Annotated in this window: 20 protein-coding genes; 7 read left to right on the forward strand and 13 right to left on the reverse strand. The window is 38.6% G+C overall.

The genetic code is table 11. From position 1 onward, the window contains the following. Positions 1-132: 132 nt before the first annotated feature. From polA to ND811_RS16965, 5 genes are all read right to left on the reverse strand, one after another. Positions 133-2,952 carry a DNA polymerase I gene (polA, locus tag ND811_RS16945; protein ID WP_265353176.1) on the reverse strand — a complete coding sequence of 940 codons (2,820 nt, stop codon included), beginning with the start codon at positions 2,950-2,952 and terminating at the stop codon, positions 133-135. Beyond that, positions 2,949-4,055 carry a glycosyltransferase gene (locus ND811_RS16950; RefSeq protein WP_265353175.1) on the reverse strand — a complete coding sequence of 369 codons (1,107 nt, stop codon included), beginning with the start codon at positions 4,053-4,055 and terminating at the stop codon, positions 2,949-2,951. The genes polA and ND811_RS16950 overlap by 4 nt, the downstream gene beginning before the upstream one ends. A gap of 1 nt (position 4,056) precedes the next feature. Then, the gene (locus ND811_RS16955) at positions 4,057-4,656 is read right to left on the reverse strand and encodes an ATP-binding protein (protein WP_265353174.1); all 600 of its coding nucleotides are present in this window, start codon (positions 4,654-4,656) and stop codon (positions 4,057-4,059) included. A 97-nt stretch (positions 4,657-4,753) separates the two neighbouring features. Continuing rightward, positions 4,754-6,304 (reverse strand): glutamate--tRNA ligase, encoded by a 1,551-nt coding sequence (gene gltX / locus ND811_RS16960; protein ID WP_265353173.1) that lies wholly within the window; start codon positions 6,302-6,304, stop codon positions 4,754-4,756. Then, a complete protein-coding gene (locus tag ND811_RS16965) occupies positions 6,301-7,173 on the reverse strand; it encodes a hypothetical protein (protein WP_265361209.1) in 873 nt (290 codons plus the stop codon). The genes gltX and ND811_RS16965 overlap by 4 nt, the downstream gene beginning before the upstream one ends. An 80-nt stretch (positions 7,174-7,253) precedes the next feature. Here ND811_RS16965 and ND811_RS16970 point away from each other — a divergent pair, with 80 nt between their 5' ends. The 3 genes from ND811_RS16970 to ND811_RS16980 all read left to right on the forward strand — a co-directional run bounded on the left by ND811_RS16970 (position 7,254) and on the right by ND811_RS16980 (position 12,826). Next, a complete protein-coding gene (locus ND811_RS16970; protein ID WP_265353171.1) occupies positions 7,254-8,624 on the forward strand; it encodes a DNA gyrase subunit A in 1,371 nt (456 codons plus the stop codon). A 6-nt stretch (positions 8,625-8,630) separates the two neighbouring features. Next, positions 8,631-10,757, forward strand: coding sequence for a toprim domain-containing protein (locus tag ND811_RS16975; protein WP_265353170.1), 2,127 nt, complete (start codon positions 8,631-8,633; stop codon positions 10,755-10,757). 167 nt (positions 10,758-10,924) lie between these two features. Then, on the forward strand, positions 10,925-12,826 hold the full coding sequence (locus ND811_RS16980; protein WP_265353169.1) for a serine hydrolase: 1,902 nt from the start codon (positions 10,925-10,927) through the stop codon (positions 12,824-12,826). Between the two features lie 93 nt (positions 12,827-12,919). On the opposite strand, the gene ND811_RS16985 is transcribed toward ND811_RS16980, so the two are convergent. The 3 genes from ND811_RS16985 to ND811_RS16995 are packed head-to-tail and all read right to left on the reverse strand — an operon-like array spanning position 12,920 to position 14,644. After that, positions 12,920-13,414 (reverse strand): LEPBI_I0682 family protein, encoded by a 495-nt coding sequence (locus ND811_RS16985; RefSeq protein ID WP_265353168.1) that lies wholly within the window; start codon positions 13,412-13,414, stop codon positions 12,920-12,922. 12 nt (positions 13,415-13,426) lie between these two features. Beyond that, positions 13,427-13,822, reverse strand: a complete 396-nt coding sequence (locus ND811_RS16990) for a hypothetical protein (protein ID WP_265353167.1) — start codon at positions 13,820-13,822, stop codon at positions 13,427-13,429. Between the two features lie 60 nt (positions 13,823-13,882). Next, positions 13,883-14,644, reverse strand: coding sequence for a hypothetical protein (locus ND811_RS16995; protein WP_265353166.1), 762 nt, complete (start codon positions 14,642-14,644; stop codon positions 13,883-13,885). Between the two features lie 116 nt (positions 14,645-14,760). Here ND811_RS16995 and ND811_RS17000 point away from each other — a divergent pair, with 116 nt between their 5' ends. Further along, the gene (locus ND811_RS17000) at positions 14,761-16,776 is read left to right on the forward strand and encodes an Lnb N-terminal periplasmic domain-containing protein (protein WP_265353165.1); all 2,016 of its coding nucleotides are present in this window, start codon (positions 14,761-14,763) and stop codon (positions 16,774-16,776) included. A 27-nt stretch (positions 16,777-16,803) separates the two neighbouring features. Here the strand turns inward: ND811_RS17000 and ND811_RS17005 are convergent, their stop codons facing one another. The 3 genes from ND811_RS17005 to ND811_RS17015 are packed head-to-tail and all read right to left on the reverse strand — an operon-like array spanning position 16,804 to position 19,338. After that, positions 16,804-18,138, reverse strand: a complete 1,335-nt coding sequence (locus ND811_RS17005; RefSeq protein WP_265353164.1) for a DUF445 family protein — start codon at positions 18,136-18,138, stop codon at positions 16,804-16,806. A 1-nt stretch (position 18,139) separates the two neighbouring features. Continuing rightward, positions 18,140-18,913 carry an SDR family NAD(P)-dependent oxidoreductase gene (locus tag ND811_RS17010; protein WP_265353163.1) on the reverse strand — a complete coding sequence of 258 codons (774 nt, stop codon included), beginning with the start codon at positions 18,911-18,913 and terminating at the stop codon, positions 18,140-18,142. Further along, entirely contained in the window at positions 18,910-19,338 is a 429-nt protein-coding gene (locus tag ND811_RS17015; protein ID WP_265353162.1) for a GNAT family N-acetyltransferase, read from the reverse strand. Before ND811_RS17015 ends, ND811_RS17010 begins: the two co-directional genes overlap by 4 nt. Positions 19,339-19,388: 50 nt before the next feature. On the opposite strand from ND811_RS17015, the gene ND811_RS17020 reads away from it, so the two are divergent. Together ND811_RS17020 and dprA are read left to right on the forward strand one after the other, a co-directional pair. Then, positions 19,389-20,306 carry a tetratricopeptide repeat protein gene (locus ND811_RS17020; RefSeq protein WP_265353161.1) on the forward strand — a complete coding sequence of 306 codons (918 nt, stop codon included), beginning with the start codon at positions 19,389-19,391 and terminating at the stop codon, positions 20,304-20,306. 11 nt (positions 20,307-20,317) lie between these two features. Next, positions 20,318-21,244: a DNA-processing protein DprA gene (gene dprA / locus ND811_RS17025; RefSeq protein WP_265353160.1), complete on the forward strand. Its 927-nt coding sequence runs from the start codon at positions 20,318-20,320 to the stop codon at positions 21,242-21,244. Here the strand turns inward: dprA and ND811_RS17030 are convergent. Continuing rightward, complete coding sequence (locus ND811_RS17030) at positions 21,234-22,268, reverse strand: sodium:calcium antiporter (protein WP_265353159.1); 1,035 nt, start codon at positions 22,266-22,268, stop codon at positions 21,234-21,236. The two genes, dprA and ND811_RS17030, sit on opposite strands and share 11 nt — an antisense overlap. On the opposite strand from ND811_RS17030, the gene ND811_RS17035 reads away from it, so the two are divergent. Next, a complete protein-coding gene (locus ND811_RS17035; RefSeq protein ID WP_322113487.1) occupies positions 22,267-22,908 on the forward strand; it encodes a hypothetical protein in 642 nt (213 codons plus the stop codon). The two genes, ND811_RS17030 and ND811_RS17035, sit on opposite strands and share 2 nt — an antisense overlap. 63 nt (positions 22,909-22,971) lie before the next feature. Here ND811_RS17035 and ND811_RS17040 read toward each other — a convergent pair whose 3' ends face one another. Next, a complete protein-coding gene (locus ND811_RS17040; RefSeq protein ID WP_265353157.1) occupies positions 22,972-25,236 on the reverse strand; it encodes an arginine/lysine/ornithine decarboxylase in 2,265 nt (754 codons plus the stop codon). Positions 25,237-25,243 lie beyond the last annotated feature (7 nt).

Below are 25,243 nucleotides of genomic sequence, written 5' to 3' on the forward strand. Positions count from 1 at the left end.
GTGCGAAATGATAAATACTTCGAAAATATGAAAAAAGATTTTAACATTTGTAAAATCTTTTTTTGATTCTATTGCAAGTTATCCCTTATGTGAATAAAGTATTGTTTCTGGATTTGAACTAAGGCAAATGGCCTAATGGGCTTCATCCCAGTTACCGCCAAACTTTCCTTGGGCGACAATAGGAACTTTCAACTTCATTGCAGATTCCATTTCTTCTTTTGCCATTTGATAAAATTCTTTTTTTTCCTTTGGGTCTACTTCAAACACTAGTTCGTCATGTACCTGTAAGAGAAGTTTTGAACGAAAAGATTCTTTTTTGATTTTTTTATCAATTTGAATCATGGCAAGTTTGATCATGTCCGCAGAAGTCCCTTGGATTGGTGAATTGATTGCTACGCGCTTTGCTGCTTCACTTGCCATTTTATGTTTAGAATGAATGTCAGGAAGGTAACGTCTACGCCCAAGTAATGTTTCTACATAGCCGTGTTCTTTGCAGAACTCTACAATTTCTTCCATATAAGTGCCAACGCCTTTGTATGTGGCAAAATATTTTTCTATAAATTCTTTTGCTTCTTTGCGGCTGATTTTTAGGTTATTGGAAAGGCCAAAGGACGTGACTCCATAGATCACAGAAAAGTTTACTACTTTGGCTTTGTTTCGCATATCGGTAGTTACTTGGTCTTCTGGCACTCCAAAGATTCCAGCCGCAGTCCGTTTGTGAATATCAGCACCCGATTTGTAAGCATTTATCATTTGTGGGTCATTGGCAAAATGAGCCATGATCCGAAGTTCGATTTGGCTATAATCTAACGAAAGAATTTCGTATCCCTTTTTGGCTACAAAACCTTTTCTAAGTAATCGACCTTCCTCATCTTTAATAGGGATATTCTGTAAGTTTGGGTTTGTAGAAGATAACCTACCGGTAGCGGCAATCGTTTGATTATAACTTGTATGGATACGTCCCGTTTTGGGATTGATCAGAGTAGGTAATGTATCTGTATAAGTGGATTTGAGTTTTGAGAATTTTCGAATCTCTAACAAGTGGTCAATGATGGGATGAGTTCCTTGGAGAGATTCCAATACGGAATGATCTGTTGAATATCCAGTTTGTGTTTTTTTCTCTGCGGGGAGTCGTAAATCTTCGAATAAAACTGTTTGTAGTTCTTTTGTTGAGTTGATGTTGAATGGTCTTCCCGCAAAAAAATGGATATTTTTTTCATGTTCTTTGATCTTGGTTTCGAAGATTTTGGAAAGTGATTCAAAGTATCCTGGTTCGACAGCAATTCCTTCAAATTCCATGTCAGCGAGCGCCTGTAATATGGGCATTTCGATATCGAAAAAAAGTTTTTTGTGGATACCTTCTTCCATTTTTGGTGCAAGAACATTGAAAAGCTGCAACGTGATATCAGCATCTTCGCAGGCATACTCGGAAACCTTTTCTGGATCAACATCATATAGGTTTTGTTTTTTTTTGCCAGTACCAACCAATTCTTCGTAAGTGATTGTTTTGTAGTTCAAGTAGTCAACGGCCATATCATCCATGTTATGGCGGCGTTCTCCGGGATTTAGGAGGTAAGAAGCAAGCATGGTATCGAAATGGATTCCGGAAAGCTCCACGCCGTAATTCCGTAATACTAACAAATCATATTTAATGTTTTGTCCCACTTTTTTCCATTTGGGATCGGTAAACATTGGTTTTAAAACAGAGAGTCCTTCTTCAGGTGAAGGAAGAAGGTGACTATAGATGGATTCTGGATGAGAGAAGGCAATATAGTAGCCAACGCCTGGTTCCTGCGAGAAGGAAACGCCAAGTAACTCCGCAAGCATTGGATCTTGGGAAGTAGTTTCTGTATCTACAGAAATTGCTTTTTTTGGATCGAGTTTTGCGACTATTTTTTTTAGTTCATCCAAAGTTTGGATTCGTTTGTAATTTTTTTTGGTAACCGCAGAACCTTTGTTTGGTTTTTTTTCGGTCTCAGTGTCGATTACATCTTTAGAATTTTTTTTGCCTTTTTTGATAGGTTCTTGTTCTGCACTTTTTTCTTTGGAGTCTCCATCACTTACAATCGGAATACCTGCTTGTTTGGCAAGGTCACGATGAAGGACATTATAACCTTCGTCTTTGAAATACTGAACCTTTGCTGGATCATGGTAGTTCGGTAGTTTGAGATCACTTTTTTTGATATCGAGTTTGAGGTTTGTAACTATGGTTGCCAATTTTCTGGATAGAAATGCATTATCTTTGTCAGCAGCTAACTTATCTATAAGTGATTTGTTTTTTACCTGATCTAGTTTTTTATAAATGGTTTCTAAGTTTCCAAATTCTTGAATGAGTTTAGCAGCTCCTTTTTCGCCCACACCTTTGACACCAGGAATATTATCAGATGCGTCTCCGAGGAGTCCCATATAATCAGGCACTTGTTCTTTGGTGATTCCGATATTAGTTTCTACCCATTTAGGATCAATTTTTTCAAATTCGGAAACTCCGCGTTTGCCACGTAACATGTGTATATTTTTATCTAGGACTTGGTATAAATCTTTATCACTTGAAAGAATAACGATTTCTTCAAAATCTTTTCCAAACTTTTTGCATAAGGATCCAATGATATCGTCTGCTTCGATACCATCTATTTTATACATGGGAAATTCTAAAGCTTTTAACATCTCATAGATTGTATGGATCTGAGGTTTTAGATCCTCTGGCATTGGTTTTCTATGGGCTTTGTAGTCTTCATATAAGTCGTTTCTTTCGAGTCTTGTCCCGGGATCAAATGTAAAGGCAATATGGGTTACTTTTTCATCTTGGAGGAGTTTAAATAACATCCGCCAAAACCCAAATACAGCACCACTGGGAAGACCTGTTTTGGAGTTTGTGAGATTAGAAGCAGCAAAAGCAAAATAGGCTCGGAAAGCCAAAGCATGGCCATCAATGATAAGAAGTCTTCCACTCATATTGCTTCTCCGTACAATGCATCTCCTAAAAAGGAATAATAGATGAGTTTTGTTTTTTCAACTGTTTTGGTAACAGAAAATCGTTTTACTGAAGTTTTGTTAAAAGCACCGAACTTGGTTCTTAATTCTTCTGAAGCAACTAGTTTGTCCAAACCTTGTGCAATACTTTCTGAATCTCCCACCGAACAGACGTAAGCTCCTTCGTTGTGGTCCAACATTTCGCCGATTCCACCACCGTTGGTAGCAACAATGGGAAGGGCTGATGCCATTGCGTCTAAAACTGATGTTCCAAGACCTTCTTCTTTAGAAGTGAGTGTAAAGATATCAAATAATGAGAGTAGGGCAGGAATATCCTTACGGTATCCAGTAAAAATCACTTTGTCTTTGATTCCTAATAGATCTACTTGTGTTTTTAATTTGTGTTCTAACTTACCTTCCCCAACGATCATTAACCGGAAGTCTACATTCGTTCTCATTTTTGAGATCGCGTTGAGTAAAGTTTCTTGGTCTTTGTGATCGACAAGGGCAGCTACATTTCCTATCACGATACATTTTTTAGGGATATGGAATTCTTCTTTCAAGTATTCGTATGGTGCGGATTTAGAAAAACGTTTTAAATCAATTCCAGAATATACAGTAATGATTCTTTCAGGAGCAATTTTACTAGATATCATCACTTCTTTGATTTTTTGAGAAACTGGAAGATAATAATCGTTAGCTGGATGTTGGTATTTCCATCTAGAAAAAAAACTGGATTTTGGTTTGAAATCTACTCTTCTTGAAACAATCAAAGGTATGTTTAAGTGATTTCGTTTGGCAAGTAGCGCTAATGTATGTGCGTGAGCTGTATGAGTATGAATGAGTTTTACTTTTTTTTCAATACAAAGAGATCGAATATTCTTATATGCTTTTCTATCCCATTCTCCGCGCATTTCGATCGGAACAAATTCATAACCATTTTCTTTGCATTTTGATTCTAAAGGAGAACCCGGTTGGCCTACAACGATTTGTGGAATTTTGAAATTAGTTAGACCTTGGACTAAATAAAAAAGCTGCTGTTCTCCACCGCGCCATTCGCGGGAAGTATTTACATGAAGGATCAAATTATAAGTGTTTGGAACGATCGTATTCGAGAGCGATGATGGAACCCATAACTTTGAATCCCGCTGGTGCTTCGTCTACCATTCCTTCTCCGTGAAACATTACTTTTACGGAGTCCATCATGGCATTGATAATTTTCAATCCTTTTCCCATGTTCTTATGTTTTTGACCAGAGCCATTATAAGGTAGGGTGTCCGGTTTTCTGCTTTGGTGATTTTTAATATGGTCAAGAAAGTTACTAAAACATTGGGATTGGTTCGATCTAAGTAGTTCCTTATCATTGTCAGGGAGAGAACTTTCTTCTGATAACCCCGATCCATAATCTAAAATATAAAGTGTGAATTTGGCTGCATCAATACGCCAACGGCAAATAATGGTTTCATCACAGTGACAGGAAACATTGGCAGCAACCGCATTCGTCAGAGCTTCGTCTGCCGCTAGTTCAATTTGCATGATATTGTCAGAACTAAATCCATTATCTTCCAGTGTCCTTTTTAGTTCGGTACGGAAGTGTTTGACAGAGGACATGTCAGGGGGCAGGAACATAGCGTAAGATCCTACCGAAGGAGTTAATAAATAAGGCAATACTTCTGATGCAGTCAAAGGCCGTCTTCTCCTCCCCTCTCCTCATATTACACGAAGGAGAAGGAGAAAAAAAGTCAAAAATGCCCTAAAAGCAAACCGTCGGAGAAAAAATTTCTTAAATGGTGAGGCCAAGAGTCTCGGACAAGTGTTCCATTCGTTTGACCAGTTTCTCTTGGCCAAGAAGGCTAAAGAGAATGGGTAGTTCTAATCCGTGGGATTTTCCCGTAGTTATGGCTCGGATCGGCATAAAAAGGGTTCTGCCTTTTTCGCCGGTGTTTTCTCCGGCCTTGGCCATCGCCTCTTTGTAGTCGTCTGGGGTTACCAAATTCTGAGATTTCACATATTGGTAAAACGCAGAAACTACAGCTTTCCCGTTCCCGTCTAGAATCAGTTGTTTTGCTTCCTCATTTTCAAATTGGAGGTTTTCCAAAAAGAATTCTTCGATGTATGGTGGAGCTTGGATGAGGCGATCTAGATAAACTCGAACGGAATCTAAGATGGAAAGTAATTGTGGGTTGGTTCCATTTTTAAACTCTTCTGGAATTTGGCAATCTTTGAGGAATGGCTCGAGTTCTTTCCCAAGGGTTTCAATCTTCACGTCACGAATGTATTTATTCGACATCCAATTGAGTTTAGATTTTGGGTTTAGATATTCCGCAAGGCCAAGAAGAGATAATTTATTGAAATCAACAGTTTCCTTTTCTTCTTCTTTCAGTTTTTTAAATACATCGAAGGTTGCAGGAGATTTAGAGCAGCGTTCCACATCAAACACAGTACAAAGTTCTTCATCGCTCATATATTCTTTCCCATCGGGAGACGTCCAACCAAGCAATGCCATATAATTTCTCATGGTATCACTCGAGTAACCTAAGTCACGGAACGCAAGAACAGAAGTGGCACCGGCCCGTTTGGAAAGTTTTTTCCCATCGGTTCCTACAATTTCACTGGCATGGGCAAAACGAGGGAGAGGAAATCCAAAGGCTTCAAAAATCAAAATTTGACGAGGAGTATTGGAAAGATGGCCCACTCCACGAATTACATGTGTGATTTTCATAAGTGCGTCATCAATCACCACAGCATAGTTATACGATGGAAATCCGTCTGATTTCACAATGATAAAGTCACCTATGAGTTTTGATTCAAACTTTACTTTTCCTTGAATCATATCGTCTACGATTACAATCTTATGTGGGGTTTTGAATCTTACGGTAAAGGGGATTTTTTTCTCAATTTGGGATTGGATTTCTGTATCAGTAAGGTCTGAACATTTACCATCATAAATATAGGGAATCCCCATCGCATCGGCTTGTTTTTTTTTGCCCTCAAGTTCCTCTGCAGAACAAAAACAACGATAAGCTTTTTTTTCAGAGATTAGTTTGTCTGTGTATTCTTTATAAATATGAATTCTTTCGGACTGAGTGTATGGGCCGTTTGGACCTCCTACTCCAGGACCTTCGTCCCATTCCATTCCGAGCCACTTCAAAGATTCTAAAATGATTTTGAAGGAAGCTTCTGTCGAACGATCTTGGTCCGTATCTTCAATGCGTAGTAAAAACTTTCCTTTTTTTGCTTTCGCATACAAATAATTAAATAAAGCAGTTCTTGCTCCTCCAACATGGAGAAATCCAGATGGGGATGGGGCAAAACGGGTGCGAACTTCTGTCATTTCATTTCCTCTCTGAGTAAAAAGTCTCCGATCCGTTTGTAACCAAATGGCTCTTTTGTTTTGTTGGTAAGCCCATTTGTATACGGTGGAACAAAGTATAGTAGTGTATTATTTTCTTTATAAATAAGTTTGGAATATAATTTGTCGGTTTCTGTTTCATTTAACTCATAACGAAGTTGTAGATAGTCGTAATGATTGGAAACATGTTCCGATTTAATTGTGTCAGCTTCTTGTTTCGTATAAACTGTGGAATTGGAAAAGAATTCCATAGTTCCCAAACTATGGGACCAACGGTTCTCACCTCCAAGTGAGGAAAAAACTCCTTCTTCAATGAGTTGTCCTGTATCTCCACCTAATTCAAATATGTCGAACTCTTCAATAGAAGATTTAATTTCGTTGTTATTAGTTTTGTTTTCTAAGAGAGAAGAGAGTGTCGAACCTTTTGTTTCCGAAGCGAAGGATTCAGTATAAACAAAAAGAATTCGTTTTTCAGATTCTTCTTTTTTGAATTTGCCGACCTTTTTGTTCCAAATGATTTTATAAGACTCAAATGGTTCGTTGCCGAATTCCGATTTAACTTTTGATAAAAAATTACTGTCATAAGCAAGGAAACTGAGCTCGATTTTCTCCGCATATCCTGTTGTTTTTCCCGGTTCCCATTCAATAAATCGGAAGTGTGAGGAACCTTCTTTGAAGAAGGAAGAAGACATTTTTCTTGGAGATTTAATGTATAAAACAGAAGCGGGAATTTCTGAAATTGGCTCTCTCTTGATGAGTGATTTCAGGTTCTGGCAATTGGATCCAGAAAAAAAAATCAAGGTACATAAAAGCCAATAGAATCGGGAGTATTCTTGAGTTTCTGGGGACATAGACCGGTGCGTATCGCCAGTCTAAAAAGGGAAAACCGCTTGACAAGTCAATTCACCCCATCCCTGTGTCATTTGGAACCATGAAGAACGAAGAACAGTATCCGAAACGCCCCTTTGAAGACCAAGTGAATGATGACCAAAGGAAATACTCTCGCTACGTATGCGATTCAAGAGCCATTCCGCAAGAAATTGATGGTCTAAAGCCTGTTCAACGAAGGATTTTATGGGCGATGTGGAACTCCGATGCGAGAAACCGTCATACCAAAACTGTAAAAGTGGCAGGGCTTGCAATGGGATACCATCCTCACGGAGATCGTTCCATCCAAGACGCTCTTTCCCAAATGGCCCAAGACTTTGCCTTTGCCAATAACTATCCGCTAGTTCATGGAGAAGGAACTTTTGGTGACGTTTTAGATCCGAATGCGATTGCATCACCTCGTTATACAGAAGTCAAACTATCCGACTTTGCAAAAGATTTAGGTTTTTTTGAAAGTTTACCGGACATTGATTATGTCAAAAACTACGATGAAACCGAAGATGAGCCCATTCATTTTGTGGGAAAAGTACCCGTTGTACTCTTAAATAACATCCAAGGAATTGCAACGGGTTTCCGTTGTTTTATTCCTGCACATAAACTCAGTGATGTCATCGAATCACAAGTGACGTATTTAAAAACGGGAAAACCAAAAAAGATCACTCCTTGGTACAAAGGTTACGGTGGTGAAGTGAAGTTGTCCAAAAATGACAATGGTAGCACTGTGATGTCGACTACTTTTGGTTTCAAAAAAGAAGATGGGAAATTGTTTCTTGTTGATGCTCCCATGAACTGGAACCGAGAAAAGGTAGTTGGTTATTTGGATGATCTTATCGAAAAGAAAGACAATTGGTTAAAGGATTATATTGATCATTCCAGCCAAACCTTTAAGATTGAACTCGTTGCTAAAAAAGGGGAAGAACCTTCTGAAAAAGAAATAAAGGAACTTTTTTCCAAAGAGAACAATGAAGTTTTAACGATAAACGTCATTACACACGAAGGAAAACTTCGTAATTTTAATCCAGAAGAAATTATCAAACGGTTCTGTGATTTTAGGAAAACCCATCTCATCCGTCGTTTCAAACGACTTGCGGGATTGGAAAAAGAAAAGATCGATCGTAACTCAGAACTCATTCGGTTCATTAAAGAAAAATGGAACGAAAAAGTAACAGGGATTAAATCCAAAAAAGAATTCGAAGATAAATTGAAAGCAGCTAAGTTCGTTTATTTCGAGTGGTTGAGTTCCATACCCGTGTATCGAATGACTTTGGAAGAAGTTCGTAAATGTGAAGATGCCATTGTGGAAGCCAAAACAAAATATACCGAGTATACAGCATTACAAAAAGATGATAAAAAACTCACCGGTTTTATGACCGATGAACTTGATGAACTAAAGAAAAAATGGGATCCGAAATAATTTAATATGGCTCAAAAAACTGAAAAAACCTCAGGAAATTCGCGAAATTTTAAGAAATTATCGAATGTAGAACACGTTCGTATGCGGACCGGAATGTGGCTTGGGCAAAACTCCCTTTCCACTTTTGAACAACATTTTTTTACCAAAGACAACTCTGGTAAATATGATATCGTTCATGAAGAACTTTCTGACATTCCTGCCAAACTCAAATGTTTGGACGAAGCCTGTATGAACTGCGTGGATGAGTATAGAAAGAACTTAAACGACAAATCCATCCCTGAAAAAGACAAAATGAACAAACTCATCATCCAATTGTCTACCGATCGCAAACGTGTGACCATCCAAGACAACGGTCGTGGAATTCCTGCAGACAATGCAGAAGGGGTTTACCTCCATTTGATGTATGGCGAAAACTTTGATGATAAAGTCAAAGAAGACCATGTTGCAGGACAGAACGGTGTGGGGATTTCACTTGTGCGTATGGTTTCTTCTTTCTTTAGAGTGAAGACCATCAATGGTGGGAAAGCTTACAAAAAAATGTTTAGCATCCATGATGATGTTAAAAAAACCATTCGTAGTTTCAAACTTTCCAAAGAAGATACAGAACGGGTTCATTTATACTATGATGAACATGGAACCTTTGTCGATTGTCCGTTATTATCTGCCGACCAAATCAAACAACTAAAAGCGCCTTGTGATAAAACAGGGATGACTGCTGTTGTCGAAACTGCTAAAAAAGAAGACCACGGAACTACAGTAGAGTTTGAACTAAACCCTACATATTTTAATAACTTAGACACTTCGTTTAACATCAATTTGGTGAAGCAATACCTGCAAGACATCGCAATGTCGAATCCTGGCTTAGAAGTAGTTTTCATTCACAAAACCGGAAAAGAGAAGTATAAATTCAAAAAAGGTTTTGATGAGATTTTTAGTAATTCCGAGATGGTTTACTACAAATTGGATTACTCGGATAAAACATCCGCTACTCAAATCCATATGGATACTTATGTGGTTGTGGGACAAAACAAAACTCTTACTTGGGTGAACTCGATTTTTTGCCCTCAAGGTGGATCTGCCATTGAATATTTAGAAAACAGACTTTGTGATGAGATTCGTAAAAAATCACAAATTGTCAGTTTAGAAAAGAAACTAAACACTCAATGTACAAGAAACGACGTCAGAAGTTGTTTTCATATGTATGTGAACCTTCGTATCCTCAATCCAAGGTTTAAGTCTCAAGATAAATCCTATCTCATCAATGATTTGAATGAAGACATTCGAAAGTCTGTGGACAAACACCTTGACAAACTTTTGAAGAAAACGGGCCTCATCGAAGAAATTAAGATGGTGATGGAACGCAGAACCCAGATGAAACAGCTCGAGGACGCTCAGAAAGGCCTCCGTAAGGCGTCTCGGAACAATATCCCTAAGCTTATGCCTCCGACTGGCAAACCAAACGATCCAGGCCGAATTTTATTTGTGGCCGAAGGGGATTCGGCGATTGCGGGTTTACGTCCGGCAAGAAATCCAAAATTACATGGACTTTTCCCTCTGCGGGGAAAACCACTCAACTGTAAAGGAATGTCTCTTGCCAAAGCCATGCAAAACGAAGAGATGAAAAACATCGTGGCCATTGTGGGTCTACCTCTAGACCAAAAGGTTAAGTCCATAGATGAACTTCATTACGATCGTATCAGCATCATCACTGATGCGGATTTTGACGGGTATGCCATTAGGTCTCTCATGTTGTCTTTTTTCTACGAGTATTGGCCGGAGCTTTTTGATTTAGGTTTTATCAATATTTCTGCAGCACCACTTTACGAAGTGGATGTAAAGTGGAAAGATGCCAAAAAGGAAACTGTTTTCTGTATTGATGATGCCGAATATGAGAAGTTAGTTGCTAAAGTCAATAAACAAGGTGGCGAAATCACACGTAAAAAACGAAATAAAGGACTAGGGGAAACGGGAAAAGAGGCAATGAAATACGCTGTAGATCATTGTATGACCACTATCACTGTGGGAAACAAAAAGACAGCAAAGAATACGCAAGACCTTTGGTTTCACAAAGACTATGCAGAAAAACGCCGGGAAGCGATTTCTGAATACTCCATGAGTGTGATCGAAGACTAACCTTTTCGAACGTACCACCCAAACTTTTACCAACAAACAAAACCCAAACGAGAGAACTTTTGTAGTTCTTTCCGTTTGGCATAGCGATCACTCCCTAGCCCGTAGGTCTTGGGTGATTCCTAATTTATGAGCTTGCGTCAAATGATTGATTTTTATTTTTTAGGGGAATGAAACCTCGTTCCTCAAAAAACACTGAGTCTTCGGTTAATTCTTCTACTAAGAACAAAAACAAGAAAAAAGAAGAATCCCTTCTTCCGTTTCATTCCCTGCCTCTATTTTTCCCTCTTCCTGTTTCCTTAAATCGTAAGTCAAAATCCTTTTTTTTGATTTTAAATATTTTCATTTTCTTACAATGCTCCTCCCTACAAGAAAAACCAAAAGAAGTTTATCATAATGACAAGACCACTACGGAAAAAGTGGTTTTGTCTAAAATAGAGGATGTAAAAAACTCCGGGATCAAATCACTTTCGTATATGTATCTGTTAGGTGATGGAGTTGTGCATTCTGGTTTTCTTGGTGTAGACAAAAAAGGCCAGGTGCAAAGATTCAAAATCGGGAGTATTACCAAACTTTTTACCGGCATAGCTCTTTTACAATTACAAGAGAGTGGCAAATTAAAGTTAGATGATCCTGTTTCCATTTACCTTCCAGAAGTGGTGGGGATGCCTTCAAGGGGACAAAACTATCGTGAAATTACCATTCGAGATATTTTAACCCACCAATCGGGATTCCCTTCTGACAGGGCCTCTGGTTTTTTCCTTTCGCCTGATACGAAGGATCCTGAGATTTTGGCTGCCTTTCGTTCTCTTCCTCAAACACTTTCTCAGATGGAAAGAAATGAACCAGGAAAAGCGCATTCCTATTCTAATTTTGGGTTTGGGCTTCTTGGTATCGTGATTGAACGCACTTCAGGTATTGGGATTGAAGAGTATTTCCAAAAGTATCTATTTTCCAAAGCAGGAATGAAACATTCCACCTTGTTAGAGTTAAATGATGATTCAGAGTTAGTATCTGGATATTCCGGTTTGTTTTGGAAAACGGAAACCCGTAGACCAGTGATCCGAGATTTGACCGCAGGTTCTCTTTCCAGTACCGGTGAAGACATGGGACTTTTTTTGAAGGCATTGTTTCAAAGTAAAAGAGGGAATGGCCTTCTTTCGGCATCTAGTTTTTCCGAATTCCATCAGATCCAAAAAGGACCCAACTCCAATTTTCAAATGAAGTTAGGGCTTCCTGTTTTGATAGAAGAAATGAAGAGTGGTGAAAAAAGTATTTGGATTTCAGGTCACTCAGGATCGTTACCTCCGTTTTTTGCTGATTTGATTTATGATCCAGAATCAGAAACGGCAAGTTTTCTTGTGGGAAACACTCTGAGTTTTGGCACTGCTTCGATTCGACCAGCGAACAAAGATATTTTGGAGATTGCATACGAATATAAAACTGGATTAAAATTAGAATCCCCGCCGCTGTCAGAACGAAACATTCAAAACAAATTGGATGGTTTTTACGGTCTTTATGTTTCTCCTTTGGGAATCCATGAGGTAAAACCAGGAAATCCATCTAAAATAGAAATGATGGGTTTTGACTTTGATTTAGTAGAAAAGGACAATCGTTTTGGAGCCAACTTACGTCTGTTTTTCGGCTTGATCCCAATAAAAGAAAAAACTTTAGAATCCATGCGGATCGAATTTGAACCTTGGGAAGGACATCCCATTTTTACCATGTACTCACTGAATGCAGCCAAAGGAAGTTGGGGTTTTGGAGTTATGATTCAACCGAATCACCGGGTGCCAGAAAAAACTTTTTTTACTACTTATCAAACGAATGATCCTTTTTCCCTCATATCAAGAGTGGAGCTTAAAGAAGATAAACGTGGGTTTATTCATGCCACGGTATATTATTCGTTAGGTGGTATGGAGAATTCAAATCAATTCCCTTGCCAACTAGAGTCAGAATCCACACTTAGGATTCTTGGTTTTGGTCGCAATTTAGGAGAAAGGATGGATCTAAAGAAAGTGGATGGAAAACCGGTTCTTATGTATTCGGGGATTGAATTTCTAGGGAGATAGGGGATAAAAAAAGCGGAGGGGTTCCTCCGCTTTTTCCACCAAACAAAGATTTAACTCGTTGCCAGGTAATCATAACTAACCATATAAGTTTTGTTATTTTTTTAGTCTTCCCGTATGACCAGAAGGACCAGTAAGAGTTGCAGCTTTACCAGAAACTGTCACACAAACGTCTGGAAAGAAAAATCCATCTACTTGTGTAGTAGTTTTTGTATCGAGCAGGATATCCCCATCAGTTTTTTTGAGTGCACGGTGATACGCTGCACCTGTAACCGAATAGTTGGGTACTGTATATGCCAGTAAAGCAGACTTAGCGTGGTAGTATCCACTAAATGTAACAATAGCAAGATACCATTCTAAGGCATTTAATTCAACGTTTGAATCACCAAGAACTGGCTGAACGACTCCTTCATTAGTGAACCAACCCAACTCGTAATTACAAGCTTTGGCAGAGGTTTCTTGACCAATGTCATAAGCAGCTTCTGCTAACGGCAAAGTTGCAACTCTTGATGAAAGTAAAGTAGAAGTAGAAGATTTACAATTCACCATGATGGTTGCAACAGAAAGTAGAACAACAATGATTTTTTTCATGTCCGCTCTCCCTTATTTCACAGGGCCAGTTTTTAGTGTGATCGCTTTTGCCTTAACGGTGATACAAGTGCTAGAAGCAAAAAAGTAGTTTGTAGACTCATATTCAAATCTTGGATTTACCAAGTAGTTTGCACCTTCCACTTTGGAAATCGCATCAAAGATCGCTTGAGCTTCAATGTAATCATTTGTAAAAACAGAAGAGACGAATCCAATTTTTCTAGTTGCTCCTGTAGGGAAAATTAGAATTCTTCCACCACAAGATTTACCTGTTGTGTCACCGCTGATTGTATAATCTGCAGGTGCAAGATCTACAGGTGTTGTGTACAAACCTGGAATAGTTTTTGTAGTAGATGAGCAGTTAGCAACAAACGCTACTGCAACGATTAAAAAAAGTAGACTTTTTTTCAAGTTAAGTTCCTCCGAAAGTCCAAATTAGTAAGGTTAATTTGAATCAGTCAAACTAAATTATTAAATCTGTGATTCAATTTCTTTCCAAACCTTTTGAAAATTTCTGGATCGGTCTAAATAATTGTAACGAGTGTTTACGGGTTCCTTTTGTTTTGATTCTAATCCTTCCACGTGTAAAACGGTTTTTGTTTCCATCTGAACCCAAACGAGGATCAGTTTTGCCCTAACGCCAGCCATACAACCCCAGTCTTGCCCGTTGAACCAACCTGCATTATGTGAATAAGAATATTGCACTATAGGAATCAATAAAACACCACGTTTCCCTTTAAAATCATAGCCGGATTGCAACTTAAATTCAGGTATTTCGTTGGGAATGTTGATATTATCAACACCTTCATCGATCACTTTTGTGAAATCTTTTCGGAACTGAACTTGGAAGAGTTTAGATGGTTGCGGAATGGTAAATTTTTGGTAAGATTTTAGACTTTTTGTCAAGATTGCTTGGACGGTATTTACGGATTCTTCCTTAACCCCTGTTTCGTTGAGAAACTCTATCTGTTTGGTAACAACTTGCTCTCCCCAGATGGTTTTTTCTCTGCTGATCCCGCCAGAAAAATTGATATCACCAACAAACAGATTCTTGTTGTAGATTTCCTTTTTGTTGGTTATGGGGATGAGATCTTTTAAGAGTAAAATTTCTTCTGATATAAAAAGTTCAGATTCGCCAAGCGCTGGCAAACGAGAGAGGGCCGAACTACTGGAGGAACAAGAGGCAAAAAAAGAAAGGATTAGAAAAATAATCGGAAGTAGTAATGTCTGCATTTCACCTATTGAAAGGCATTCAGACCTAAGAAAAAAGCATTTTTTCATTTTGGCCCATACAGATTCTCGTCTTTGTGTTTGGGCCAAGGCGAAAATTATGGGTAATTTGTTTTCTTGTGCTGGTAAGCAGCGGAAAACTATTTATTCTTAAGGCAGACCCTTTAGTCCTTGAAACGTTTGATCTCCAGAAGACAAAAGAATGGGGGCGGTACCAACCGAATTCTCCTGAAAATTCTCATCAATTAACAGAACTTTTATTACAATCAGATAAACTTCGATTATATGAAGATGTTGGCTGGATTCAGTTGCTTCATTATGAAAAAAAAGGAGAGGGGAAATTTAAAAGTGAAGTAAATTCAGAACGTTTCTTTTTTGATCCCAAGGGAAGGGTAAATCCGAGGGCAGAACTAGAAGCTACAATTCGAAGTTTTTTTGTAACAGAAGCGATCCCTGATAGTTTGCTGCATCCACTTTGTTCTTATCCTGCTCGTTATAATTTTCTTAAAAAACACTTATTTTTTGAATTTTTTGATATATCGAAAGTTAGGTGTGATCGGTATAAAAATTGGAAGAATTCTTTGCAGGTAAATTCGGTATCCATTGTTTTTGCTTCATACTATTTACAATCTCCTGCTTCCTACTTTGGACATACATTATTAAAACTGAATCAAAATGCGAATGCCATTTCTCAATCAGAAATATTGGATTATGGCTTAAATTATGCGGCAGATGCTCAAAGTATAAATCCAATAAGTTACGCCTATTTTGGGTTAACTGGTGGTTACCAAGGAAAGTTTTATCTTTTTCCGTATTACTTAAAAGTAAATGAATATAATGATTTGGAAAATCGCGATCTTTGGGAGTATGAAATTAGATTAAATGAAGAAGAGGTGGATATTTTAATTTCCCATTTATGGGAATTGTCTAGAGCTGAGTTCCATTATTATTTTTTAAATAAAAATTGTTCATATCAATTAATGGAATTATTGGAAGTTGCTAAACCGAATTTGGATTTAAAGTCGAAGTTGGGAATTGTGGTCTCACCGGTAGATACAATTAAATTCTATTTAAGCACAAAGGATTTGATATCTGAAAAAAAATTTCGACCGTCACTATATACAGAAATTAAATCAAAACTCTTGGAAATGAATGCAGAGGAAAAAGAAATATTTTGGGCATTGACTGACTTCTCCAATACTCGTATGGAAGTAAATAGGTTATTAGAAACTCCTAATAAGATTCGATCGGATTTAATTTTAGATGCTGTTTTAGAAACTTATCGGTATCAAAAAAATAGAGGCGTTGATTTTTCAGAATCAGCGAAACTTAGCTACAAACAGTGGTTAAATTTGAGAAGTCAAATAAAAGAGGAGAACTTGGATTATAAGTTAAATTTTGAAACAAGTTTTCCCCCAGAATCGTCCCATCCAATGGGAAGGGTTTCCTTAGGTAGTGGATATTCCAACTTGGGTAGTTTTGTGGAATGGAAATATCGTCTAGCTTATCATGATTTGTTAAATTCTTCTAAGGGTTCTACGCCTAACGGTGAGTTGGTGTTTTTTGACGGGGCAGTTCGCAATTACGAAGGTAAAAGACCTGAATTTTCGTCTTTATCAATCATGCGAATTCTTTCTTTACAGCCTTACAATTCCATATCCAAACAATTGTCTTACTTATTTGATTTTGGTTGGCAGACCACTGTTTTTACTAAGGAAAAAGATTATTTTAGTCAGGTTCGCTCTATTGATGATTCGAATCCTTATTACAGAAAGCAGGTATCTAATATTGATGTTGGCGTCGGCTATACTTTAGCTGATGAGTTTTCCAAATCCTCACCTAAATTTGGAGTATTTTCATTATTAGCTGGAGGTAAGTTCCAATCGCACCCATCATTTGAAACTGGATCTCGGTTTGGACCCAATGTCCAAGGAATCTATCAAAAAGAATTGGGAAATTGGAAAATCTTAGGAAGTCTCATTGCACAGCATTATACATTTAGTCGTGATCTAAATGTCGGTGTAGGTAGTCTCAAATTGCGGTATTTGTTTTCAGATACCGCAGAATTTAGATTAGAGTTATTTTCAGAGAGACTGTATAGAGAGTTTAACCTCTCCTTTCACTATTTGTTTTGATGATTATTTGAGTAATAAGCATTGAGTTTAAGATTCCTCTGGTATAACCTGTTTTTGATTTCTATAATGCGCAATGTAGGTGATAAGCACTAATGTTCCGACAGGAACAGCAAAATAGATATGTACTTGAATGAGTCCTGCAATCATTCCCAAAATTCCGCCTAAAAATTGTATCACAACAAGGTTTCCACCGGTATTATCCAAAATCATTTTTTCCAAATCATCTGTATCAAGAGCCATCACTCGTTCTTCCACAAGAGCAGTAACATTGATATTGTGGACAAATTTTTCTATATTGGTTTTGAGATAAACTTTCCCTTCTTCGCTATTCATAAATTCAAGAAGGCGTTTTTTAACCCAATCTACAGCACGAAAGAAATTCTTTTCAATTTCTTCCCAGTTGTTCGGATCATCTAAATAGGACTGCAACCTTTCAATTCCCGATGGCAAAAGGTTTTGTCTGGCATAGTCGCCACTGGCTTCCAACCAATTGGAAATTTTTCCTGTGATGAATTCTTGTGTTTCTTTGGAGTTTAATCGTTCCTGAAGGCCTGCCATCATTTCGTCCATCATCTTCATAAACTGATCTGAAGTTTCTGGATCTTTAACGAAACGTTCCAAAAGTTCACGAATGGCATCTTCATTGAAAGAAAAAATCTTTTTCACTCCGATTCCAATTTTACCAAGAGTACTTCTGGTTTTTAAATACTCTTCCAAACCTTCGTTGAGTAAGTTTGCGAGCTTCGGCATTTCTTCTAAAAGAATCACTCGAAGTTGTTTTCCTAGTTCTTCACGATTGGTTTCTTCTGTTAAATAATAGGTGAGGCGATTTTTTGTATAGTCCCAAAGTTTTTGTACTTCTTCCGGGCGTTCTGCCATCTTTTTCATTGTCTCTTCTGAAAAATCAAAGATGACTTCTAAAATTTCTGGTCCTCTTTCCTTTAACATGGATATGATTTTGGTCACAAGCATGGTGCGGATTTCTTCGTTATGAATTGCCTCATCAATTTCTTTGACAATTTTTTGTATCCCAGTTTCTACTAGGTTTCGTTCATAGATATAAGTTAAAATGATATCGGGGTGAAGTAAATTACTTTGGATACTTTCACCAAGTGATTTTGCGATTTTTGATTTGTTTTTGGGAACAAGGCCTGACCAACCAAGCACCTTACCATGTTTAGGTTGGAATAACATTTTGATCGCTAGAAAATTTGTGAAATAACCCACCATCCCTGCCATAAGCACCACGAAAACCGCGTTGACCCAAACATTTCCTTCGTAATAAAGTTGGAATCCTCCACCAATGATGGAGAAGATAACAAGGAGTCTACGGTACCAAGTATCTAATTTTGCTACATCCATCCTATTCCTCTTCCAACTTTAAATATCGTCCGCTTAATCTACGTAAGAAACCTCTTGGGATTAGTTCTGATACAGTGATTGCTCCTTGATTGAAGGAACCAGTGATACAAACCGCTTGGTTATAACGAAGTGCATTTAATGATTCCTCCACAACAACATCTGCATTTTGCCACATAAAGGATGGATATTTAGATTTGTTAATCCCTGCTCTTTGGTGGAAGTCTGAATGAGTGAGTCCAGGACAAAGTGCTTGGACATAAATCCCATGAAGTTTTGCTTCTTCGTGGATGGACTCAGTAAAGGATTTAACGAAAGCTTTGGTGGCTGCATAAATGGCACTACCTGGTGCAGGCAAATAACCGGCGATAGATGCTACGTTAATTAAATAACCTTTTTTATTTTTTTTGAATCGGTTGAGCGTGACGTGACTTAGGTGCACTAAAGTTTTTACATTCAGATTGACTTCATCTAATTCTTTGTCTAGTGGAAGAGCTGCAAACTCACCCACAGTTCCAAATCCTGCATTGTTGACGAGAAGTTCTGCGTCTTTGTCTTTGGAAATGATATCAGCTAGTTCTTCCACATCCTTTTTTTTGGTAAGATCTAAAGCGAAGTATTTTAATATACCCCTGGATTTAGGTTCTAATTCTAAAATAACTTTTTTTAAATCGGATTCCGTACGGGAAATTAAAAAGACATTATAGTCTTTTGCAAGAGCACGAACAAATTCTTTTCCAATTCCTTGGGATGCGCCAGTGACATATGCATTTTTCATTCTGATGGATTCCTTTTCATTAGGACGGCTGTAGATCCGTCCGGGTAATATTTTTTGCGTCTCTCTAATTCGATAAAACCAACGGATTGGTAGAGTGTTACGGCACCATAATTTGATTCCTTTACTTCCAAAAAGAATTCTTTTTTTGGAAATTCTTGGAATAATGCCATCAAAAGATTTTTTGCCAAACCTAACTTTCGATAGTTGGGAAGTGTTGCGATCCGAAAGATTTCAATCTCCCAAGGAGTTTCACAAATAAGTGCATAACTCTTTATTTCTGGATCTCCCAAACCGAAAGCCACATGGAATTCAAGATGGGTTTGGATCATTTTTTCTGTCCATTCCTCTCCCGAAAAACAAAGAGATTCCCACCCAAGGAGGAGGGGAAGATCGGATTCACCCAGCCTTCGAAAACTATGAGACATAATCACATTTTTTTCTTTTCATCTAAAAGAAAGAAACTAAAATCGAACCGATGGGCACAAAAAACAGCAGGTTTTCTTTGGTCTCCTTGCCACTCGGTTTTTTCCTCCTCCTGCTTGGATTCAGTTTGATCGGCTGTGACTATCTCAAGTCCCTTACCGAATCTAAATACCGCAAACGAATTGGAGGAGAATTGCCTTCCGAAAAAGACATCGTCAATTGGAAAGAGAAGTTGGCTTTGGAAGAGGCTGAAATCGAAGAGATGGACAAACGGATTCGCAAAATGGTCCAAAAGTCCAACCAGTCGGCTGCCCTTTCTTGGAAAATTGCCCGAGCTTATATGCGAGCCGGCTCTGCTGACCTAGGTGTCCGTTATTATGAAGAAGCAATCGGAGAAACTTTGCCAAATGCAAAACAGGGTGGATATGAAATCCACTCTTATGAGTCTGCTTTACCTTTTTTTGAAAAAGCTATCCAATCTGGAAAGTTAGACAAGCAGTTGTTATATGAGACTGCTGTCGCTTATGCTAATGCTTCCAAGGATATGGGGTGGGAGCCGGTCAGACGAAATCGTGCGGTTGGACTTTTGAAACAACTTTCCAAATTAGACAAAGAGGATTCTAGATTCCCATTTCAATTGGCTCTCATTTATTTTGATTCTTCTTTGAAGGATGAAGCATGGAATGGAAAACTTTCGAATGGCTATGATGAAGTAGAGATTGCTTTTTTACTTCTCGATCAAATCCTACGCAAAGAACCTTACAATGTCCCAACTCGGTTTGCTAAGGCCAATTTTTTATACCAAGTGGGAAAAACAAATTTAGCCTATGATGAATATACACGAATCAAATCTATATTGGAAGAGATGAAAGAAAAAGGTTCGATTCGAGAACCTTTGGAAGAAAATTCTTCTTATCGCAATGTGATTAAAAATCTAAACCAATTAGGGGCCCAAAACAAATCAAACTGACCTCTTAGATTGTGGTCGTTTCCATTTTGGGACATCCTAAAATTTCCGCTTTTTTGCGGAAAACAAGAGTTTGGTGCAAGTATAAACATTTTTCTGAATTGTATCAGGTTTTGTCCATACACTTAGATGAGGAAATTTGGAAGCAATACTTAGCAGAATGTACTCAATGGGAAAAATCAAAAGATCCGAATTGGAAACTTGTTAGTATTTTTGATCCCGAGTATCCCAAAACTTTAAAAGAAATCTATGACCCGCCACTGGTATTAGCTTGTTTGGGTAATCTCTCATTATTAAAATCCTCAATAGTAGCCATAGTGGGTACAAGAAAGTCTTCGCCAGTTTCGCTTTCTGCAACAAGAAAGTTGGTCGAAGTTTTGTCGGCAAACAAGAGTTTATCGATTGTTTCAGGTATGGCCCTCGGCATTGATAGGGAGGCCTTTCTTTCTGCTTGGGAATTTGGACTTCCGGTCATTGGAGTTCTGGGAACAACTTTGGGAATGGAATACCCACCAGGAAATCGAGATCTGTATAAAAGAATCAAGGAAGATCCTAATCAACTTCTGATTACCGAATTTTTACTCAAAACAGAACCTGCTAAATGGACCTTCCCAAAACGAAACCGAGTGATTTCTGGTCTTTCGGACAAAGTTTACATAATGGAATCTGGAAGAAAATCAGGAACTATTTCGACTGCCTATAGTGCGATGGAACAGAACCGAGAAATTTATGTGTTTGACCATCCGAAACAGTTTGATAACGAAGGTGGAAGGTTACTCATTAGACAAGGTGCCCATAAGTTAATTAGCGAAATCAAGTTCTCAATAGAAGAAGTAAAAGTAAAGAATGCTTCGATGAGTTATGAAGATTGGTGTAAAAAACGAACCATCCCTTCAGAAATTCGAAGAGATGGTAGATGGGATTTTGATTTTAACCTTTAAAAATAAATCCTGCTGCGGTTGCTATAATATAAATGATTAACAAAAAAACACCAAACGGTCGTTTAATTTTGTCTTTTGAAAATACAATCCCTAAACGAAAGAGTACAAGAACAATGAGCATCGATGGAAAGTAGAATGTAAAAAAACTAACTGGAGCTTCTAGTCCGGTTTTTGTTACTGCCGCGGCGGCACCGGAAACAAAAAGAACATTCAAAATATCGGCTCCGATGATATTTCCAACGGCAAGTTCCGAATGCCCTCGTCTAGAGGCTTGGATGGCCGTAACAAGTTCCGGAAGGGAAGTTCCAAAGGCAACAAGAGTAGCACCAATAATTGAGTCGGGAATGGATAGTCGAACCGCTGTTTCTTGGACAGAAGGGATAAGAACCTTCGATGATAAAATCACAAGAGTGATGGCCACTACGAGTTTTAAAAGAATAACCCCAAAAGGAGATTCATCATATTCGGTTGTGGCATCAATTCCTGCTTCTACTTCGCCCGGCTTGGAACGAGACCAACGAATGCTTAAATAAATATAAACAGCAAGAAGGATTAAAAATACAAAACCGGTTCCTTGGTCGATTCTTCCCCCTGTGGAGAAAACCGATGTTAGGTTTGACCAAGGTAAAGCTGCAAACACGAGTAAAAATCCTGCAAGTACTTGGATCCAACCTTGGCGATTGACTAGTCGTTTGTCAATGTCAGGCGGTGAAATAAGGATGGCGATTCCCAAAATCAGTCCCGTATCACAGATGATGGAACCAACGGCATTTCCCAGTGCAATTCCTGGATTTCCTTCCAAAGCGGAAAGAACAGATACGGAGACTTCGGGGAGGGTTGTACCCAAACTTACGATGGTGGCCCCGATAATCATTTTAGGAACACCCCATCTTGTGGAAAGGGAAACTGCTTCATCCACGAGAACGTCTGCGGCTTTACCCAAAACTAGGATGGAGCCGATGATAACGAGTAAAAGAACTGGTAAGGGGAGGGTTTGAAAAGTTGCAGTAAGAAATGCATCCATAGATAACGGTCAGAATATGGAAAACTTCATCCGACTGCGACTCTTTCTTTGGGTAGGGACCCTCGGATTTTTTTCTCCGGTACTCGGAGAACCACGATTGCCTAAGGAACCAAACCTACCTTCCATCCCTCAGGAAGAATCGAAAGAACCACGAAATGCTCGTGGAGACAAAGACTCTACAGAACCTAAAGTATTAAACCTTACCCTTTGCGATGGGCGGACCGTTCGAGGCGAATCATCTAGCGGCAGTCAGTCGATGTCTTTCGAACATTCTAAAGATGGAATCCTTTACAAAAAAAAACTGACAGTAAACGAACTTGACTCGCTACGAATTGACTCCTGGGAACTAAAGCAGAAACGAGAAGAAAAAAAAGGAATCACTTACGAAGTGGTTCCTAAAAAAATTCGTATCCGTACCCGGAATGGCGAAGTATTTTATAAAGAAACGGGTGTATCCGATTTAAAATTACTAAACATTGAAATTAAAAACAATAATGGAGAGACAACACTTTTTACCTTTTGGGTCGATTTAAAATATCCGGATGGAAAATGGTATTCAGGATTATCCAGTTTGAAACAGGACCAAGGGACAAGAGAAGATTGTTTGAAAGATGTGGTAAAGATGATTGAGTGGGAGTGATTTTTCATTCACCAATACCAAGTGGAATTTTCACCTGGCATTGGTTTTCTTAGTTCTTTTGATTTATTCCGATACACAATCCACATAATAAGTTACATGGCCTGACTCTGATTTTTCTTCCACAAGACCGTGGATATCAGTTTCAAAACCTGGGAACTTGGAGTTAAACTCTCTTGCAAATTGTAAATAACGAATGATGGTCATGTTAAACTTTTCTCCTGGAATGAGAAGTGGGATTCCAGGAGGATAGGGTGTAAGCAGCACCGAGGTAATCCTTCCTTCCAATTCATCAATCGGAACTCTTTCAATGTCACGGTGTGCCATTTTTGAAAATGCTTCCGAAGGTTTCATTGCAGGAATCATAGGGCTCAAATACATCTCTGTTGTTAGGTGAGAGATATTGTTGGCTCGATACACTTCATGCATAGATTGGCAAAGGTCACGAAGCCCAATCCGGTCATACTTCGGATATGCAGCTGTAAACTTTGGCATCACACGCCAGAGTGGTTGGTTTGAATCATAATCATCTTTGAACTGCTGTAATTCGGTTACCATAGTGTTCCATCTCCCTTTGGTGATCCCGATTGTGAACATGATAAAGAAACTATAAAGTCCTGTTTTTTCTACAATGATTCCGTGTTCTGCCAAATACTTAGTAAGAATAAGAGCAGGGATTCCCCAATCAGCAAATTCCCCTTCCACACTCATACCTGGTGTGATAACTGTTGCTTTGATCGGATCCAGCATATTGAATCCTTCCGCAATGTCACCAAATCCATGCCAACGATCATTGGCCTTAAGAATCCATTCGTCTCGTTCGCCTGCTCCTTCCTCTGCTAGAGCTTCTGGACCCCAGACACTAAACCACCAGTCTTCTTCCAATTCCAAATCTACTTTGCGCATGGCACGTCGGAAATCGAGTGCCTCTTCAATGGATTCTTCAACGAGTGCGTTTCCACCGGGAGATTCCATCATGGCTGCGGCCACATCGCAAGAAGCGATGATGGCATATTGTGGGCTGGTACTTGTATGCATTAAAAATGCTTCGTTAAATAAGTTTCTGTCCAAAGTTTGTTTTTCACTGTTTTGCACAAGGATCTGACTTGCTTGCGAAAGACCAGCCAGAAGTTTATGTGTGGATTGGGTGGAAAAGATCATACTTTCTTTTGGTCTTGGTCTGTCTGAACCAATCGCATGCATCCCAGTGTAAAAACGATGAAACGATGCATGTGGGAGCCATGCTTCATCAAAGTGTAATGTTGAAATTTTACCATCTAACTCTGATTTGATGTCTTCGACATTATATAAAATTCCGTCATAAGTGCTTTGTGTGATGGTGAGAATTCTTGGGTTTCCTTTTACATCTTTCGCAAAAGGATGTTCCGCGATTTTTTTCTGAATGTTTTCCCATTTGAATTCTGATTTGGGAATAGGACCAATGATCCCAAAATGATTTCTAGTTGGCATTAAAAAGACAGGAATTGCCCCTGTCATAGTAATGGCATGAAGGATACTTTTATGACAGTTACGGTCAACGATCACTACGTCACCCGGTGCAACTGTGCTATGCCATACAATTTTGTTGGAAGTAGAAGTTCCGTTTGTAACAAAATACAAACTATCACATTGAAAAATTCGCGCGGCATTTCTTTCGCTGGCAGAAATAGGCCCTGTATGATCTAAAAGTTGTCCTAGTTCATCTACCGCATTACAAACGTCAGCTCGTAACATGTTCTCACCAAAAAATTGATGGAACATTTGACCAACGGGACTTTTTAAAAAAGCAACACCACCGGAGTGACCAGGACAATGCCAACTGTAACTTCCATCATGAGCATATTGGGTTAATGCACGAAAGAAAGGCGGAGGCAAACTATCCAAGTAAGATTTTACTTCTCTGTGAATGGCTCTTGCCATAAATTCAGGTGTGTCTTCAAACATATGAATGAAGCCATGTAATTCTTTTAAGATGCTATTGGGAATATGACGACTGGTTCTTGTTTCCCCATATAGAAATAGCGGTATGTCAGCGTTCCTATGACGCACTTGTGTCACAAAATCTTTGAGTTGGCGCAGAGCATCTGGAACTTCTCCTTCTGTTTCAGGAGTGAATTCTTCATCATCGATCGAGAGGATGAAACCACAAGCGCGGCTTTGTTGTTGCACAAAACTTGTCAAATCTCCGTAACTGGTAACACCCAGAACTTCAATCCCTTCGCCTTCAAGGGCCTTTGCAATAGCTCGAATGCCAAGACCACTGGCATTTTCGGAACGAAAATCTTCATCAATGATGATGATAGGAAATTGTACGATACCGTTTTGATACATCACACTC

Origin of the sequence: Leptospira soteropolitanensis (genome assembly GCF_026151655.1) — a bacterium.
GTDB classification, from domain to species: domain Bacteria; phylum Spirochaetota; class Leptospiria; order Leptospirales; family Leptospiraceae; genus Leptospira_A; species Leptospira_A soteropolitanensis.